We start from the raw sequence: 18,738 nt of genomic DNA, 5'->3' as shown, positions 1-18,738 counted from the left end.
ACAGGTTGAGTAGTAAAAGAGATTATTATGAACTTCTTGGCGTTGAAAAGACAGCAACAGCCCAGGAAATTAAAAAAGCATATAGAAAACTAGCTATGAAATATCACCCAGATAGAAATCCAGGTGATAAAGAAGCTGAAGAAAAATTTAAAGAGATAAACGAAGCGTATGAAGTATTATCAGATGAAGAAAAGAGAAAAAGATATGATCAGTTTGGTCCAGACGGTGTAAATGGTCAGGGTGGATTCGGTGGCCAGGATGGCTTTGGCGGATTTGGTCAGGGCGACTTCGGTGGATTCGGCGGATTTGAAGATATATTTGGAGATATATTCGGAGGTGGATTCGGCGGATTTGGTGGATCTGGCTCAAGAAGAAGAGGCCCAGTAAGAGGTGCCGATATAAGACAGAGAGTAAGAGTTACATTTGAAGAAGCTGCAAAAGGTGTTAAAAAAGAAATAAAAGTAACAAGAAATGAAGAATGTAGCGAATGTAATGGTACAGGTGCAAAACCAGGAACTTCTAAGAAAACTTGTCCAAACTGTAATGGTACAGGTACAGTTAGAAGCGTACAGAGAACTCCGTTTGGTAATATAGCAAGTACTAAGACTTGTCCAAATTGTAATGGTACAGGTGAAATAATAGATACTCCATGTTCTAAATGTAAAGGAACTGGTAGTGTAAGAAAAACTAAAACTATCGAAGTTGATATACCAGCAGGTATAGATGATGGACAGATGATAAAATTATCTGGACAGGGTGAATTTGGTGAACCAGGAGCTCCAAAAGGAGATTTATATATAATAGTAGAGGTTATGCCTCATGAAATATTCAGAAGAGATGGATACGATATTTATATAGATATGCCGATAACATTTGTTCAGGCAGCACTTGGTGATGAGATAGAAGTGCCAACTCTTGATGGTAAGGTTAAATATACTATACCAGAAGGTACTCAGACAGGTACAGTGTTTAGATTAAGAGATAGAGGTATAAAACGTATAAGAGGTAATTCTAAGGGTGATCAGTACGTTAAAGTTAATGTAGAAGTACCTAAGAAACTTTCTGAAAAACAGAAAGAATTATTAAGAGAATTCGCAGGTGAATGTGGGTCGAAAGAGCACGAAAAAAAAGCCACATTCGGGGAAAAAATAGATAGATTATTTGGAAAGAAAAAGAAATAATTTTTAAATAGGCTGTTGCAGTATTTGTAGCAGCCTATTTTTAGTTTTTACTCAAAGTTAAATTCTTCTCCAGGCTTCGATGCTTTGCAAAGTTTTTGTAACACATTTATTAGTTGCAAAGTGTCTCCAGATTGTCGAAGTATTTTAACTTTGAGTAAAACTAAAGGCTTTGCTACAAATACTTACAACAGCAATTTTTAAAAATTATTTTCATGGAAATAATAGGAATCAAGCCAGTAAAATGATAAAAAAGAAAATTTATCTTGAAAGATTGGTTTATTAATGGTATTTTGTGTAATGAGAAATTTTTAGGTTGAAGTTTTTTAGAGAGATTTTTATGAAAAGGAGAGCAAGAATGGAAGAGAAGAAAGGGTTTAGTATAAATTGGGTAGAGACTGGTAAGTTGTTTTTATCGGCTTTAGTTATTTTTACGCTTAAACATTTTGTTGTTAATTTTGCTGGGGTTGAGTTTAGAAATAATGAGACTACTAGTATGGGTGGAGTTCTTTTAGGTTTAGTGTTTGTGGCAATGGTGCTTGAATATTGGAAGGGATTCCATATTATAGGAAAAGGTGATGGAAAAGGAGCAAGTATTATAGCTGGTATAGGTGCTGGTATATTTGCTAATTCTATAATGAATTTCTTTATAACTGTTGTTATAGCAGCAGTAGTGTTTGGTATTTTAGATTATTTCTTATCTGGTAAGAGAGAAAAAGAGAGATTAGAAAGAGAAGCTAGAAAACCTAAACACGATGGTAAAAAGAAGAAATCAAAGAAGAAAAAGAGATAATAAAAAAGAAAAATAATAAGATTATATTGTAAAAAGAAAAAGTAAAAAATAAAGTAAGTAATAATGTAAAAATAAAAGAATAAAAAATAAAAGAATAGAAAATAAAGGAATGATGATGTTAAAAAGGTTGTGTTATTAAAATTTAGTAGCACAACCTTTTTTTGCAGAAAGAAAAGATAATAGATAAAAATTGTTATATAGTATGATATAATAAAAGGTAATGTAAAATGGAAAATTTTGACCATGTGTCAATTTAAAGAATAATATTTTTTAGATGGAGGTTACGAAAAATGGGAAATTGGATAGAAGTAACAATTAGAACAACTACAGAAGCAGTTGAGGCTATAACAAATATACTTTATGAAAATGGAGCAGCAGGGGCTATGATAGAAGACCCTAATGACTTTAAATTCCAGAAAAAACACGAATATGATTGGGATTATGTTGAAGAAGAAGTATTCAACAAAAGTGGAGAAGACTGCGTAAAAATAAAAACATATATATCTGAAGAAAAAAATGTACCAGAATTCGTTGAAAATGTAAGACATAGAATATCAACACTTAAAGATTTTGGTATAGACCCAGGTGAAGGAAGTGTATCTTTAGATACAGTTAATGAAGCTGATTGGGCAAATAACTGGAAAAAATACTACAAACCAACTAAAGTAGGTGAAAAGATAGTTATAAAACCATCTTGGGAAGAATACGAAGAACAGGATGGAGATATAGTTATAGAGCTAGATCCAGGTATGGCATTTGGTACAGGTACTCACGAAACAACTAGTATGTGTATATGCCAGTTAGAAAAATACGTTACTCCAGATGCTAAGGTATTCGATATAGGTTGTGGTAGTGGTATATTAGCAATAGCAGCTGCTAAACTAGGTGCTAATGATGTTACAGCAGTTGATTTAGATGAAGTAGCTGTTGAAGTTGCTAAAGAAAATGTAAAAGAAAGTAACGTAGAAGAACAGGTTACAGTACTTCATGGAAACTTAACTGATGTTATACATGATAAAGCAGATGTTGTAGTAGCTAATATAATAGCAGACATAATAAAAATACTTGCTAAAGATGTACAGCAGTTTATGAAAGAAGATGCTGTGTTTATATCTTCAGGTATAATACTTGCAAAAATAGATGAAGTAGTAGAAAGTCTTGAAGAAAATGGATTTGAAATAGTAGAAGTTATCAGAAAAGGAGAATGGTCTGCTATAGTATCTAAAATAAAAAAATAAAAATTTATTTAAAAAGGATATTATTATGGATTGGACATGGACTATGGATAGATTTTTTGTAGACAAGAACAATATAAATTTAGAAGAAAATACATGCATCATAGAAGGTGAAGATGTAAAGCATATAACAAAAGTTCTTAGATATAGAGAAGGCGAAAAACTTGAAATCTGTGACGGAGAAGATAACGAGTATATAGGCGAAATAAAATCTATGTCTAAAGAAGAAGTTTGTCTAGATATAATAGACAAAAGGGATATAAAAAGAGAATCTAAGCTAAGAGTTAGAGTATATCAGGGAATGCCAAAAGGTCCTAAGATGGAGTATATTCTTCAGAAATTAACTGAAGTTGGAACTGATGAAATAATCTTAGTAGATACAAAAAGAAGTGTTGCAAAAGTAGACGGTAAAAAAGAAGATAAAAAGCTTGAAAGATGGGAAAGAATCATCTATGAAGCAGCTAAACAGTCTAAGAGAGGAAAAATTCCTACATTAAGAGGAGTTTTAAGTTTTAAAGAAGCTCTTGAGGATATGAAGAGAAATGATTACAATATTTGCCCTTATGAAGATGAAAGAAATATACCTTTAGTTAAAGAGATAAGAGGGCTTGATATAGAAATTATAGGTATATTTATAGGACCAGAAGGTGGAATTGCTGATGAAGAAATAGATGCACTTAAAGAAAATGGAGCAAAAGTAGTTACTCTTGGTCCTAGAATTCTCAGAACAGAAACTGCATCTACTGTTGCCTCAGCACTTGTACAATATGAATTAGGTGATTTAGGAGGAGAAATATAAGTGAAAAAAGTTGCTTTTTACACACTTGGATGTAAAGTAAACCAGTATGAAACAGAAGCTATGATAGAATTATTTGAACATGCTGGATATGAGCACGTTCAGAGTGAAGAATATGCAGATGTTTATGTTATAAATACTTGTACTGTTACTCACATGAGTGATAGAAAATCAAGACAGTATATAAGAAGAGTTAAGAAAAAGAACCCAAACTCTGTAATAGCAGTTGTAGGATGCTATTCTCAGGTTGCTCCAGAGGAGATACTAGATATAGAAGAAGTAAATTTAGTTATGGGTACTAATGATAGAAGACATATAGTTGAAAAGGTAGAGGCTGTTACATGCAATGATAAGGTGTCTACAGTAGACGATATAATGAAGGTAAAAGAATTTGAAGAAATCGAAATAACTCAGACTAATGGAAGAACTAGAGCATTTATGAAAATTCAGGATGGATGCGATAGATTCTGCACATATTGTATAATTCCTTATGCGAGAGGAAGAGTTAGAAGTAGAGATCTTGATAATATAGTTGAAGAAGTTAAATTATTAGCTTCTAAAGGGTATAAGGAAGTAGTTCTTACAGGAATACACGTTGCATCTTACGGAAAAGATATAAAGGATAAAGATGTTAAATTACTAGATGTTATAAAAGCTGTAAATGAAATAGATGGTATAGAAAGAATAAGAACTAGTTCAGTTGAACCTATATTATTCACTGATGAGTTTGTAGAAGAAATCTCTAAAATGGATAAAGTTTGTCCTCACTTCCATTTATCACTACAGAGTGGATGTGATGCTACATTAAATAGAATGAATAGAAGATATACTACAGCTGAATATAGAGAAATAGTAGAGAGATTAAGAGAAAAAATGCCAGATGTTGCTATAACTACTGACGTTATAGTTGGATTCCCTGGAGAAACTAATGAAGAATTTAAACAGACTTATGAATTCTTAAAAGATATAGAATTAGCACAGATGCATATATTCAAATATTCTCCAAGAAAAGGTACTCCAGCAGCTAAGATGGACAACCAGATAGATCCTCAGGTAAAACATATGAGAAGTGAACAGCTTATATCTCTATCTAAAAATAATTTCGATAAATTTGCTGAAAGATTTATAGGAAGAGAAATGGATGTTTTATTTGAAGAAACTACTAAATCTGGAAATTATGAAGGGCTTACAATGAACTACATGAGAGTTGAAGCTCCAAGTGAAGAAGACATTTCTGGACAGATAAGAAAAGTAAAAATAACAGGAATAAAAGAAGACTATGTTGAAGGTGTATTAATATAGTAGAAAATAAAAAATAATTTAGTAAAAATATAAATTAGAGATAAAATCCTTCTTGTTTTGCCGATTAATTTGGTGAAAAAAGAAGGATTTTTTATTTTAGTGTAGAATTTTATAAAGATAACAAATCGGAGGTGAATTAATTATGGATTGTATATTCTGTAAAATAGCAAATGGAGAAATACCATCATCAAAAGTTTATGAAGATGATAAAATATTAGCGTTTAACGACCTTAATCCTGTTGCGCCATATCATATACTTGTAATACCTAAAAAACACTATGCTAGTATATTAGATGTGCCAGCAGAAGAAATAGGTATAATAGCTGATATACACAACGCTATAAATACAATAGCTAAAGAAAAAGGATTCGATAAAACTGGATTCAGAATAATAAACAACTGCGGTGAAGATGGTGGTCAGGAAGTTAAACACATACACTACCATGTACTAGCAGGTAAAAAACTTCCTAACTACGAAGCAGAAGAAAAATAGGATTGTTTTCCTAGGAAAATCTTAGCAAAATGTATGATTGGGCAATTTTAAAAAAATGTTAAAAAAAATATCGGATTAGGAACAAAAATACTTGATAAAAATAAAGATTTAGTTTATACTAGATTAAGTGTTAGGTTTGTAATCCTTAACAGTTGTTACAGTCCCAGCATAATTGCGCTATCGGAGGGAGGGAAAAAGAATGTCAGAAGTTAGAGTAAGAGAAAATGAATCATTAGACAGTGCTTTAAGAAGATTTAAACGTCAGTGTGCAATGTCTGGCATAATGTCTGAAGTTAGAAAAAGAGAACACTACGATAAACCAAGTGTAAAACGTAAGAAAAAAGCTGAAGCAGCTAGAAGAAAAAACGCTAAAAGATAGTAGCAAATAAAAACAAAGAGGTGAGGGGAAATGACCCTTAAACAAAAATTACAAGAAGATCTAAAGACTTCAATGAAAAACAAAGATACATTGAGAAAATCAGTTATAACTTTAATAAGATCTTCAATAAAGCAGGTAGAAGTTGATAAACGAATCGAATTGAACGATGATGATGTTATAGATATAATATCAAAACAGCTAAAACAGCGCAATGACAGTTTAGAACAATTTCTAGATGCTGGAAGGGAAGATTTAGTTGAAGAGACTAGATCAGAAATAGAAGTATTAAAAGAGTACCTACCTCAACAATTAAGCGAAGAAGAGCTAAATGAGATTGTAAAACAGACTATATCTGAAGTAGGAGCAACTTCTATGAAGGATATGGGAAAAATAATGTCAGTTATAAAACCTAAAACAAAAGGTAGAGCTGATGGAAAACTAATTAATAAATTAGTTAAGGAAAACTTACAATAAATATGTATATATGGCCTGGATATTTTATCCAGGCTTTTAATCTTTTTTGAATAAATTTATATTTGCTTACCTAAAAAATATAGTTAAATTAAAAAATGTATAAAAAAAAGAGATAGTTTTAAAAGGTTATCTCAATAAATTTCATAGCAATAAAATGAAAATGAAATTGACACTCGGTTATATTTATAATAACATACTTTCAATTAAATAAAAAGTCTGTAAATTCGAAATAATATGAGTTATTATATATATAAGCTAAAAAGACATATATCAAACATAAAATATAAAAAATACTAAGGGAAAACGATATATGTTAGCGAAGGGAGAGGGTCTTATGAAAGTTACAGTAACTGGAAAACACGTTAAATTAACAGATGGAATAAAAGGGTATACAGAAGACAAATTAAAAAAATTAGGAAAATACCTTGATGAAGACACAGAAGTTAAAGTAACTGTTAGCGCTGGGAAAAATAGACAGAAGGTAGAAGTTATGATACCTAATGTAAATGGACACACAATAAGAGTGGAAGAAGAACAGGATAATTTATATCCAGCAATAGATTTAGTTTGCGATAAGTTAAGCAGACAGATTGTAAAATATAAAGATAAATTTAAAACTAGAGTACCAGGCAACTTCTCTATTAGATATGAAGGAATAGAAGAATTAGCTCATGAATTAGATTATGAACCAGAAGAACCTGAAGTAGTAATAGAAAGAAGAAAAAAATTCAACTTAAAACCTATGAGTGTAGAAGAAGCTATACTTCAGATGAATTTAACAGACCATGATTTTTATATGTTTAAAGATCGGGAAAGTTTCGAAATATGCTTAGTATATAAGAGAAAAGAAGGCGGATATGGATTAATAGAACAGGAAGTATAAATTCTATCGATTCATTTATAAATAAAAAATGCAAATAAGGGAGTTGTCAGTAGGCAACTCCTTTTTTAAAATATGATTAAAAAATGTTTATAACATAAGTAAAATGGGTAGAAATAAAGTATATGAATTTTAAGGAGGAAACAAAATTATGGATATTAAAGTTTTACAAAACTTATCTTATGGACTTTATACAATAGGAACATTAAAATATGGAAGAAAAGTTGGGTGTGTTGTTAATACAGTATTTCAGGTTTCAGCAGAACCAGCAATGATATGTGTAAGTATGAATAAAGATAATTTTACACATGATTGTATAAAAGAAGAGGGAAGATTTAGTGTATCTATATTATCAGAAGATACAGATCCAGATATAATAAGAACATTTGGTTTCCAGTCATCTGAAAAAAATGACAAATACGATGGTTTCAAATATGATTATGTAGATAAAATGCCAGTAATGGTTCAGGATATAAGCGGATATTTAATATGTGAAGTTGTATCTTTTACAGATGCAGGAACACATTCTTTAATACTTGCAAAAGTAACAAATACAGGATTTGTAGGGAAACATAAACCTATGACTTATGATTATTATCATAGTGTAATAAAAGGTAAAGCACCAAAGAATGCTCCTACATATATTGCAGCAGAAGATAAAAAAGAAGAAGCTCCAAAAGCAGAAGGAAAAATAAGTTACTACTGTGATGTATGTGGTTATGTATACGAAGGAGATATAACAAAAGAGCCTGACGATTATAAATGTCCATTATGCCATATGGATAAATCTCATTTTGTAAAAGTGGAAGAAGAACCAGCAGAAGAAAAAGTAAGCTATTACTGTGATGTATGTGGTTATGTATATGAAGGCGATATAACAAAAGAAGGCGACGATTATGTATGCCCATTATGTGGTATGGATAAATCTCATTTTATAAAATCTGATGAAAAATCTTCTACAGCTAAAAAAGAAGAACCAAAAAAAGAAGTAAAAGAAGAATCTCCACAGTCAGAAGAAGGAGTAAGCTACTACTGTGATGTATGTGGCTACGTATATGAAGGAGATATAACAAAAGAACCAGACGATTACGAATGCCCACTATGCCATGTAGACAAATCTCATTTTATAAAAGTAGAAAAAGAAGAATCAAAGGAAGAAGTAAAAGAAGAGACTCCACAGTCAGAAGAAGCAGGAGTAAGCTACTACTGTGACATATGTGGATACGTATACGAAGGTGACATAACAAAAGAACCAGACGACTACGAATGCCCACTATGCCATGTAGACAAATCTCATTTCATAAAACAGTAAAATAAGATATATTATATAGGCTGTCACAAAATTTGTGACAGCCTTTTTTCTGTCTTGAATGAAATTAATTTACTTATAAATTATTACTTTTAAATAAATTCTTTCTGTTGCTTGTAAATTAAATATATCTATCTCCTCGACAATGCAGCTTGACTGCCTGGAGAGGAATAGATATATTTTTTACAAGCTTTAAAGAAAAATTTTTAAAAGTTTATTTCATAATAAAAAATGAAGTTCAAATTTATTATGAAATAAGCAATAAAAATGGTATAATATAGAATGTGGAATTATATTTATGTAATGAAACAAAAAAGTTTAAGAAAGCTTTAAGCTGGGAGGAAAGAAAGAATTGATTATACAAAAGAAATTTCTTATATCAGAGCCAAATTTTGAAAGAGAATTATTTGGAAACTTTGATGAAAATATTAAGCTTATAGAAAAGTCACTAAATATAGATGTAACACTTAGAGAAGGAAATCTTATTTTGATAGGTGAAGAAAAAAATGTAGAGGCAGCAAATAGTTTAATGAATGAGCTACACACTACAGTATCTAAAGGAAAATCATTGGATAAACAGTCAATACTATATTCTTTATCACTTCTTAATGATGGAGATGAAAATAGAATACAAGAACTTGAAGGAACAATAGTACTTACAAAAAAAGGTACTCCAGTTCAGCCTAAGACTTTAGGTCAAAAGGAATACGTTAAATTAATAGAAAATAATGATATAACTTTTGGTATAGGTCCAGCTGGTACAGGAAAAACGTATCTAGCAGTTGCAATGGCAGTGCAAGCATTTAAAAGAGATGAAGTAACAAGAATAGTGCTTACAAGACCTGCAGTTGAAGCTGGTGAAAGCTTAGGATACCTTCCTGGAGATTTACAGGAAAAAATAGACCCATATCTAAGACCACTTTATGATGCATTATTTGAAATGCTAGGTGGAGATAAGGTTAATAAATATATAGAAAGAGGTATTATAGAGGTTGCTCCTCTTGCATTTATGAGAGGTAGAACACTTGATAATGCGTTTATAATACTAGATGAAGCGCAGAATACAACATCTGAGCAGATGAAAATGTTCCTTACTAGATTAGGGTTTGGGTCAAAAGCTGTAGTAACAGGTGATGTTACACAGACAGACCTTCCATCAAATAAGAAAAGTGGATTAGTTCAGGCTACGTATATATTAAAGGATGTCAATGGAATAGGAATAAAAGAGCTAACAGATAGAGATGTTGTTAGACATGAGCTTGTTCAGAGAATAATAAAGGCATACGATAAATACGAGAAAAAAGAAGCTTACAAAAGAGAAAAAAAGGAAGAGAGAAAAAGACAGAACAAATAATCTGGTAAATTGAAAATTAAATAAAAATAGATTGATTTCAAAATTAATTTGAACAAAAAATTAAATAAGCAGGTGGAAATTATGAGATATATATTTGATGATAGACAGGAAAAAATAGATATAAAAGATGAACTTTATGAAAAAATAGAGGATATAGTAGAAGAAGTATTAGATTATGAAGGGTACAGTGATGACTACGATATAAGCATATCTTTTGTAGACAATAAAGAAATACATGAGCTTAATAAACAGTTTAGAGGTGTTGATAGAGCTACAGATGTGCTATCATTCCCTATGCTATCTGATGAGTTTGAGGATGTAGAATATGAAGAAATGTCTTTAGGTGATATAGTTGTATCACTTGAGAGAGCTTTAGAACAGAGTATAGAATATGGACATAGCTTCGAAAGAGAAGTTTGCTTCTTAGTATGTCACAGTATGTTCCATTTATTAGGTTACGACCATGATACTGAGGAACATACTAGAGAAATGAGAGAAAAAGAAGAGGCAGTTCTTACTAAATTAAACATAACTAGAGATTAGTTTTTTTACTAATATTTGAAAAGGGAGCAGGGTCCTATGGAAGAAAACGGTAAAAAAAAGAAGAAAAAGAAACAAAACATAATCAAATCATTTAATGCTGCAATAGAGGGAGTTATATATACTTTTAAATCAGAAAGAAATATGAAGATTCACTATCTTATAGCATTTAGTATTTTGCTTGTAAGTTTATTATTTAAACTATCTAAACTAGAGTTTATAATGCTTTTAGTTGCTATAACACTTGTTATAGTTGCTGAGATGTTTAATACAGCAATTGAAAAAACTGTAGACCTAGTTACATCGGAATACCATGAATTAGCAAAGATAGCTAAAGATGTTGCAGCAGGGGCGGTACTTGTTGTATCGTTAAATGCTGTTGCAGTTGGTTATATAATTTTCTATGATAAATTGACCAAGCTTTCGGGTTATCTTATTTATTCAATAAGAGAATCTGAAATGCATATAACATTAATATGTATAGTCATGGTTTTACTAGCAGTTGTTGTTGCAAAAGCACTTACAAATACAGGAACTCCTCTAAAGGGTGGGATGCCTAGTGGGCATGCAGCTCTTTCATTTGCAATAGCTACAGCTATAACACTTATGACAGAAAGGGTAGAAGCATCTACACTTGCATATTTAATGGCATTACTCGTTGCACAGAGTAGAATAGAGGGAAAGATACATACATTTTGGGAAACAGTTGCAGGAGGTGTATTAGGTACTCTAATTGCAATATTGGTATTCCAGTTAGGTCTTTTCTATTAATTATAAAAAGTTAGGAGAATAATATATGTTTAAATCAGGTTTTGTCAGCATAGTAGGTAGACCAAACGTAGGAAAATCTACTTTGATGAACAATGTTGTTGGAGAAAAAATAGCTATAATGAGTGATAAACCTCAGACAACAAGAAATACAATTCAGGCGGTTTATACTGATGATGAATCACAGGTGGTATTTTTAGATACTCCTGGTATACACAAACCAAAAAATAAACTAGGAGAAATAATGGTAAAAGCTGCTACAGATGCATTTAGTAATGTAGATTTAATACTATTTGTTGTAGATAGCTCAAGAAAAATAGGACCTGGAGATAGAAGAATAATGGAAGATCTTAGAGGTTCTAAAACACCAATAGTTCTAGTAATAAACAAAATAGATCAGATAGAGGACAAAGATGAATTATTCGACATAATAAAAATGTACGATGATGAGAAAATGTTTAAAGAAATAGTGCCAATATCTGCATTAAAAGGTAAAAATGTAAAAACTCTTATAAATGTTATCAAAGAAGATTTAGAAGAAGGGCCAAAATATTTCCCAGATTATATGGTAACAGATCAGCCAGAAAGAGTCCTAATAGCTGAACTTATAAGAGAGAAAGTTCTTCATTATGTTGATGACGAGGTACCTCATGGGGTAGCTGTTGAAATAGAAAGAATGAAGGCAAGACAGAATAAAGATATAATAGACATATCTGCAGTTATTTATTGTGAAAGAGATTCTCACAAGGGAATAATCATAGGTAAAGGTGGAAGAAAGCTAAAAGGAATAGGAAAATCTGCTAGACAGGATATAGAATTACTTTTAGGTTCTCAGATAAACCTTCAGTTATGGGTAAAAGTTAAAGAAAACTGGAGAAACTTACAGAATTATATCAATAATTTTGGGCTCAATGATAATAGCAAATAATTGTATTTAATACAAAATATATTAAAAAGGTGGATAAAATGGACAGGACGCAAGAAACATCACAAGATTTATTAGACGAGGTCAAGTCGTTAATTGAAAATCACAAATACTTCGAACTTAGAGAATTACTTGAGGAATATCATATTATAGATATATATGATGTTATGGAAAATTTAGAAGACGAGGGAATGCAGGTAAAATTATTTGAAATACTTCCAAGTGATATGGCAGCTTCTATATTAGAGGAAAGTGGAGTTGAATTTTTCAGTAGAATGATTTCGAAACTTGAAATAGAGCATGCTAAAAATATCTTAGAATGCATGTCATTAGGAGATATGGCAGATATTTTAAATGAACTTGAAGAAGATGAAAGATTAAAAATAATAGATTACCTAAATCCTGAGGACGCTGAAGCTGTTAAAGAGCTTTTATTCTATGAAGATGATACAGCTGGTGGTACTATGACAAAAGGATATATATCTATAAATAAGGACATGACTGCACTTCAAGCTATAGAAAAAATGAGAGAAGAAGCAGAAGATGCGGAGACAATCTACTATATATATGTAGTCGATGATGAAGAAAAGCTAGTGGGTGTACTTTCTCTTAGAGAACTTATAGTTGCTAGAGATGAGGCTATAGTAGAAGATCTTATGATAGAAAATCTTATATCAGTTTATGATGACGAAGATAGGGAAGAGGCAGTTAGATTGGTATCAAAATATAATTTAGTTGCAATCCCAGTTGTAGACAGAGAAGGAAAACTTAGAGGTATAATAAAAGTAGATGATATTATAGATGTTATGGAAGAGGAAGCTAATGAAGATATGTACAAATTAGCAGGTAGCTCAGAACATGAGAGAGATACTGCTGAGGATGAAAACTCAACTTTAGCACAGCAGATATTATCTTCAATAAGAGGTAGAATGCCTTGGCTTTTATTAACTTTAATCGGAGGGTTATTGGCTTCAAGTTTAATGGCAAACTTCGACACTCTAATAAGAACAAATTTTGTGGAACTTCTATTCTTTGTTCCGTTAGTTATAGGAATGGGTGGTAATATAGGATGCCAGGCATCTTCAGTTACAATAATAACCCTATCTAATAGGGAAATATCTGGAAAGGATATTGCAAAAGAAAGTTTAGTTGGGATAATTACAGGACTGATATGTGGAGTAATAACAGCTATTGTTATTTATGTATTTAAACATAATGTAAATATGGCTTTAGTTATATCTATTTCATTATTTGTAAATATGGCAATAGGAGCTTTAATAGGTGTACTAGCCCCTGTTATGCTTACTAAATTAGACTCAGACCCAGCTACAATATCTGCTCCGGTTATATCTACAATTTTAGATATAATTGGAATAGGAGCTTATTATTTAACATCTAGTATACTACTTTCACAGATGATAGGATAATAAATTAAAGATTATGATAATATAAATATATAAAACTTAATGAAAATATAGTATAATTAATATAATAAAAAGGATTGATAAATTTGGTTATATTCAACACACAGGGGATAGTTCTTAGAACATCCAGATACTCTGAAAATGATGTGATACTTACTATTTTTACTAGAAATTTAGGAAAAGTATCAGCAATAGCCAAAGGTGCCAAAAGAAATAAGTCGGCACTACTTCCTTCAGCACAACTTTTTGCATATAGCAATTTTACATTAAAAAAACAAAGAGGAATGTATAGAGTATCTCAGAGCGAGATAATAAAAAGTTTTTATGATATATCCTATGATATAGATGCATTTTCTTATGCATCCTATATATCTAGATTAGTTGAAAATTCTCTTTTAGAAAACCAGACAAATCCGAAATTATTCAATTTAATAGTTAAAACGATGTATCTTCTGTCTCAAAAGGATGTTGATAAAGAGTTTATAACAGCAGCTTTTGAATTGAAGTTTTCTGATTGTATGGGATTTAGACCTATTACCGATAGATGTTCTGTATGTGGAGATGAATCGGATCAAAGGGCTATATTCAATATAGAAGAAGGTGGAATGCTTTGTAAAAGATGTGCAGAAAATTTCTCGGGAAATATAAGACTTGATATAACAACGAGAAAGCTTATGAATTATATACTGACAAATGAAATAGAGACTGTCAGCAAGGCACAAGTCAATAAAGTGCTGACTAAGGAACTTTCAAAATTAATGAAACAGTACTTAACAGCATATGTAAGTAATTTAAATATGAAATCTCTAAACATCTTAGATGATTTACATAAGTTTTAAAAAGGAGCTGATATTATGAGCAGTATAACAATTGAAATGGTGGATAAAGTAATGGAAAGAGTGCCATCAGCTAGTTACAAAGAAGTAAAAGAGGCACTTGTTCATTCTGATGGAGATATCCTAGAGGCTATAATCTACCTTGAAGAAAATTCAGGAGCAATAAAAGCAAAGAAAAAAGTTGAAGATTTCTTTGAAAAAAGTAAAGAAGACGCTGAGGAAGTTAGAAAAAGCACAGAAGAAAAAATAGGCAAAGATGTAGAAGAGCTTAAAGCTCAGTTAAAAGAATTATTTGCTAAAAGTAACAGAGTAAGAGTAGTCGTTGAAAAAGAAGGCAAAATAATAATGAATATTCCATTTACAGTTGGTGTAATAGGAATAGCTATGATGCCTCTTCTTACAATTCTTGGACTATCAGCTGCTGTATTATCTAAATATAGAATAAAAATACAGAATGAAGCAGATGGAGAAACTGTTGATTTAGGAGAACTTAATGAAGAAAAAGCAATAGTATTAAAAGATATGTTTGTTAATACAGCTAAGGATTTAAAAGAAACAGTTGTAAAGAAAAAAGAAGATACAGACGATAAAGATATAACAGATGATTTAATAAATGAATGTGAAAAAGACGAAAATGCTGAATAGCAGATTTAAAAAAGATTAGTTTTTACTGATAAAGTTTATTTAATATCGATTATAAGGTAATTGGTATTTAAAACATATAAAGTATTGCAAAGTAGCCTTTCGTGTAAACGGAAGGCTATAATATTTAGGAGGGATTTTTATGAATTTTCAGGAGATGATTCTTGCTTTACAGAGATATTGGTCTAAGCAAGGATGTATCATTACACAGCCTTATGATGTTGAAAAAGGTGCAGGAACAATGAATCCAAATACTTTCTTAAGATCACTTGGTCCAGAACCATGGAAAGTATGCTACGTTGAACCATCAAGAAGACCAGCAGATGGTAGATACGGAGAAAACCCAAACAGATTATATCAGCATCATCAGTTCCAGGTTATATTAAAACCATCACCAGATGATATACAGGACTTATATTTAGATAGTTTAAAAGAAATAGGTATAAACCCATTAGAACACGATATAAGATTTGTTGAAGATAACTGGGAAGGAGCTACTGTAGGTGCTTGGGGGCTAGGCTGGGAAGTTTGGCTTGATGGAATGGAAATCACTCAGTTTACATATTTCCAGCAGGTAGGTAATCAGGAATGTGAATTAGAAACAGGAGAGATAACTTACGGTCTTGAAAGAATAGCTATGTACATACAGGATGTAGATAGTGTATACGACTTAAAATGGAATGATGAATTAACTTACGGCGATGTATTCCAGAAACAGGAATATGAAAACTCTGTTTACTCATTTGATGAATGTAATGCAGAATTATTATTCCACTTATTCGATGAATACGAAAAAGAAGCATTAAAATTAATGGATAAAGGCCTTGTTATACCTTCTTATGATTACGTATTAAAATGTTCTCATACTTTCAATACTCTTGATGCAAGAGGAGCAATTGGTGTAAGTCAGAGAGCTGCATTTATAGGTAGAGTAAGAAATATGGCAAAAGTAGTAGCCGAAACATATATAAAACAGAGAGAAGAAATGGGATTCCCTCTATTAAAAAAGGATGGTGACAAATAATGAATAACTACCTTTTATTTGAAGTAGGCGTTGAAGAAATGCCATCAAGATTCGTTGCTAGTACTTTAAAACAGATAAAAGAAAGTACTGCAAAAATGCTTAATGAAAAAAGAGTTAAATTTGACGATATAGAAACTTTCGCAACTCCAAGAAGATTAACTTTCATAATAAATGGATTAGCAGAAAGACAAGAAGATTTAGAAGAAGAAGTAAAAGGACCTTCTAAAAAAATATCATTAGATGCTGATGGTAACTTTACTAAACCAGCTCAGGGATTCATGAGAAGTAAAGGATTAAATCCAGAAGATATATACTTTAAAGAAGTAGGAAAAGATGAATATTTATTCGCTACAATAAGAGAAAATGGTGCTGAAACAGCAGAAGTATTAAAAGAAATACTTCCACTAGCTGTAAAATCAGTAGTATTCCCTAAAGCAATGCATTGGGCAGGAAAAGATATAAGATTTGTTAGACCTATAAGATGGTTAGTAGCACTTCTTAATGATGAAGTACTTCCAGTAGACCTTGAAGGAATAGTAGCTTCTAATGTAACTAAAGGACATAGATTCTTAGGATCTAAAGAAATAGTTGTAAATTCAGTAGAAGATTACAAAGCTAAATTAAGAGAAAACTATGTAATACTTGATCAGGCAGAAAGAAAAGCTATGATAGTTGAACAGGCTAACAAAGTAGCTGAATCTTTAGGTGGTAAAGTAATAATGGATCCAGACCTATTAGATGAAGTAACTTGCATAGTTGAATATCCAACTGCATTCTACGGAGAATTCGATAAAGAATATTTAAAACTTCCTAAGAGAGTTGTAATAACTCCAATGCAGGATCATCAGAGATATTTCCCAGTAGAAGATGCTAATGGAAATCTTCTTCCAAACTTTATAGCCGTTAGAAATGGTGACAGCTTCGGTATAGAAAATGTAAAAGCTGGTAATGAAAAAGTTCTTGAAGCTAGACTAGCAGATGCATTATTCTTCTACAGAGAAGATACTAAGAAAAACTTAGAATCTTATAAAGAAAAATTAAAAACTGTTGTATTCCAGGAAAAATTAGGAACAATATACGATAAATCAGAAAGAATAACAAAACTTTCAGCTGTAATAGCAGATTCTTTAGGATGTGCAGATAAAAAAGCTGATATAGTAAGAGCAGCTGAACTTTGTAAGGCTGACCTTGTTACAAATATGGTATTCGAATTTGATGAACTTCAGGGATATATGGGTATGGAATACTCTAAACTTGAAGGAGAGAATCCAGCAGTATCACAGGCTATATATGAACACTATATGCCAATAGCAGCTGGTGCAGAAGTTCCAGCTTCATTAGAAGGTTCAGTAGTATCTATAGCAGATAAACTAGACTCAATAGCTGGTTTCTTTGCAATAGGTATACAGCCAACAGGATCTCAGGACCCATTTGCTCTAAGAAGACAGGCTCTAGGTATATTAAATATACTAATGGAAAACAAAATAACTATAGATATAAAAGAAATATCTGAAGCTGCATTAGATAACTACACAGAATTAGAATTCAACAAAGAAGAAGTAGTTGGTCAGATGTTAGACTTCTGCTCAGAAAGAATTAAAAACTTATTCAAAGATATGGGAATAAGATACGATGTTGTTGAAGCAATATTAAATGCTGATATAAATGATATAGCAGATATGCATCATAGAGCATTAGAACTTAACGAATGGATAAATAAAGATGAATTAGTTGAAATGCTTACTGCATTTAACAGAGTTTCTACTTTAGCTGAAAAAGCAGAAGGTATAAATGTTGATGAAGCTTTATTAGTTGAAGCTCCAGAAAAAGAATTATATGAAGCATTCAAATCAGTTAAAGAAGAAGTTAAAGTACATCTTGCTAACAAAGATTACGGAAAAGCACTTGATTCATTTGCTACATTAAAACCAGCAGTTGATAATATGTTTGACAATGTAATGGTAATGGATAAAGATGATAATGTTAGAAACAACAGATTAAATATGTTAAAGAACATATCAGATACAATGCTAACTATATGTGATCTTAACAAAATAGAATACAAATAAATTTTAAAATTAATAAAATGTGAAGAAGCGCTTAGTTTTAATAGAGTTATTTAGTTAATGTTAGAAGCTAAGGGCTTCTTTTTTAGATAAGATTATTTGCATTAACAATCATGATATATATGTTAAGAAAAATCTATAATGAAAAGAAATATAAATAGTATATAATAGAAATAGCTGTAAATAATTGCAGCTATTTTTATTGCGTTATAAAAGAAAAATTTATAATACTATAGAAAAAATATATAGAAATAATTAAAGTAATTTAAATATCTATAATATTTGTTTTGTAAAAAAATATAGAGTATACTTTAAATATA

19 protein-coding genes are annotated in these 18,738 nt (G+C 31.0%); all 19 read left to right on the top strand.

The genetic code is table 11. The features are described 5' to 3' along the window. Positions 1–5 precede the first annotated feature (5 nt). The 19 genes from dnaJ (at position 6) to glyS (ending at position 18,421) form a co-directional block, all read left to right on the top strand. The gene (gene dnaJ / locus ACK2WO_RS10915; RefSeq protein ID WP_414697855.1) at positions 6–1,181 is read left to right on the top strand and encodes a molecular chaperone DnaJ; all 1,176 of its coding nucleotides are present in this window, start codon (positions 6–8) and stop codon (positions 1,179–1,181) included. Positions 1,182–1,536: 355 nt separating this feature from the next. After that, a complete protein-coding gene (locus ACK2WO_RS10910; protein ID WP_414697854.1) occupies positions 1,537–1,971 on the top strand; it encodes a hypothetical protein in 435 nt (144 codons plus the stop codon). A 290-nt stretch (positions 1,972–2,261) separates the two neighbouring features. Beyond that, a complete protein-coding gene (gene prmA / locus ACK2WO_RS10905; RefSeq protein WP_178412136.1) occupies positions 2,262–3,209 on the top strand; it encodes a 50S ribosomal protein L11 methyltransferase in 948 nt (315 codons plus the stop codon). Positions 3,210–3,252: 43 nt separating this feature from the next. Beyond that, positions 3,253–4,005 carry a 16S rRNA (uracil(1498)-N(3))-methyltransferase gene (locus ACK2WO_RS10900; protein WP_414698749.1) on the top strand — a complete coding sequence of 251 codons (753 nt, stop codon included), beginning with the start codon at positions 3,253–3,255 and terminating at the stop codon, positions 4,003–4,005. Then, entirely contained in the window at positions 4,006–5,304 is a 1,299-nt protein-coding gene (gene mtaB / locus ACK2WO_RS10895) for a tRNA (N(6)-L-threonylcarbamoyladenosine(37)-C(2))-methylthiotransferase MtaB (RefSeq protein ID WP_414697853.1), read from the top strand. Positions 5,305–5,446: 142 nt separating this feature from the next. Then, positions 5,447–5,797, top strand: a complete 351-nt coding sequence (locus tag ACK2WO_RS10890; RefSeq protein ID WP_414697852.1) for a histidine triad nucleotide-binding protein — start codon at positions 5,447–5,449, stop codon at positions 5,795–5,797. A 199-nt stretch (positions 5,798–5,996) separates the two neighbouring features. After that, positions 5,997–6,176, top strand: coding sequence for a 30S ribosomal protein S21 (rpsU, locus tag ACK2WO_RS10885; protein WP_002844447.1), 180 nt, complete (start codon positions 5,997–5,999; stop codon positions 6,174–6,176). A gap of 30 nt (positions 6,177–6,206) precedes the next feature. Next, positions 6,207–6,650, top strand: coding sequence for a GatB/YqeY domain-containing protein (locus tag ACK2WO_RS10880; protein ID WP_118548783.1), 444 nt, complete (start codon positions 6,207–6,209; stop codon positions 6,648–6,650). Positions 6,651–6,984: 334 nt separating this feature from the next. Continuing rightward, positions 6,985–7,533: a ribosome hibernation-promoting factor, HPF/YfiA family gene (hpf, locus tag ACK2WO_RS10875; protein ID WP_414697851.1), complete on the top strand. Its 549-nt coding sequence runs from the start codon at positions 6,985–6,987 to the stop codon at positions 7,531–7,533. A 148-nt stretch (positions 7,534–7,681) separates the two neighbouring features. Continuing rightward, positions 7,682–8,842, top strand: a complete 1,161-nt coding sequence (locus tag ACK2WO_RS10870) for a rubredoxin-like domain-containing protein (protein ID WP_414697850.1) — start codon at positions 7,682–7,684, stop codon at positions 8,840–8,842. Between the two features lie 349 nt (positions 8,843–9,191). Then, complete coding sequence (locus tag ACK2WO_RS10865; RefSeq protein ID WP_006440918.1) at positions 9,192–10,193, top strand: PhoH family protein; 1,002 nt, start codon at positions 9,192–9,194, stop codon at positions 10,191–10,193. Between the two features lie 81 nt (positions 10,194–10,274). Next, complete coding sequence (gene ybeY / locus ACK2WO_RS10860) at positions 10,275–10,736, top strand: rRNA maturation RNase YbeY (RefSeq protein WP_178412133.1); 462 nt, start codon at positions 10,275–10,277, stop codon at positions 10,734–10,736. 36 nt (positions 10,737–10,772) lie between these two features. Next, positions 10,773–11,504, top strand: a complete 732-nt coding sequence (locus ACK2WO_RS10855; protein ID WP_414697849.1) for a diacylglycerol kinase — start codon at positions 10,773–10,775, stop codon at positions 11,502–11,504. A 25-nt stretch (positions 11,505–11,529) separates the two neighbouring features. Then, on the top strand, positions 11,530–12,429 hold the full coding sequence (era, locus tag ACK2WO_RS10850; RefSeq protein ID WP_178412131.1) for a GTPase Era: 900 nt from the start codon (positions 11,530–11,532) through the stop codon (positions 12,427–12,429). Positions 12,430–12,467: 38 nt separating this feature from the next. Next, positions 12,468–13,853: a magnesium transporter gene (gene mgtE / locus ACK2WO_RS10845; RefSeq protein ID WP_178412130.1), complete on the top strand. Its 1,386-nt coding sequence runs from the start codon at positions 12,468–12,470 to the stop codon at positions 13,851–13,853. Between the two features lie 83 nt (positions 13,854–13,936). Next, complete coding sequence (recO, locus tag ACK2WO_RS10840) at positions 13,937–14,689, top strand: DNA repair protein RecO (RefSeq protein WP_178412129.1); 753 nt, start codon at positions 13,937–13,939, stop codon at positions 14,687–14,689. 12 nt (positions 14,690–14,701) lie between these two features. Then, on the top strand, positions 14,702–15,331 hold the full coding sequence (locus tag ACK2WO_RS10835) for a DUF4342 domain-containing protein (RefSeq protein WP_178412143.1): 630 nt from the start codon (positions 14,702–14,704) through the stop codon (positions 15,329–15,331). Between the two features lie 139 nt (positions 15,332–15,470). Then, positions 15,471–16,352: a glycine--tRNA ligase subunit alpha gene (gene glyQ, locus ACK2WO_RS10830; RefSeq protein ID WP_118549820.1), complete on the top strand. Its 882-nt coding sequence runs from the start codon at positions 15,471–15,473 to the stop codon at positions 16,350–16,352. Beyond that, the gene (gene glyS, locus ACK2WO_RS10825; RefSeq protein ID WP_414697848.1) at positions 16,352–18,421 is read left to right on the top strand and encodes a glycine--tRNA ligase subunit beta; all 2,070 of its coding nucleotides are present in this window, start codon (positions 16,352–16,354) and stop codon (positions 18,419–18,421) included. Before glyQ ends, glyS begins: the two co-directional genes overlap by 1 nt. Positions 18,422–18,738 lie beyond the last annotated feature (317 nt).

The organism is Peptacetobacter sp. AB845 (genome assembly GCF_047528295.1).
GTDB lineage: Bacteria > Bacillota > Clostridia > Peptostreptococcales > Peptostreptococcaceae > Peptacetobacter.
Note: the sequence above shows the minus strand (reverse complement) of the source record. Positions and strands in the feature narration are given on the sequence as shown.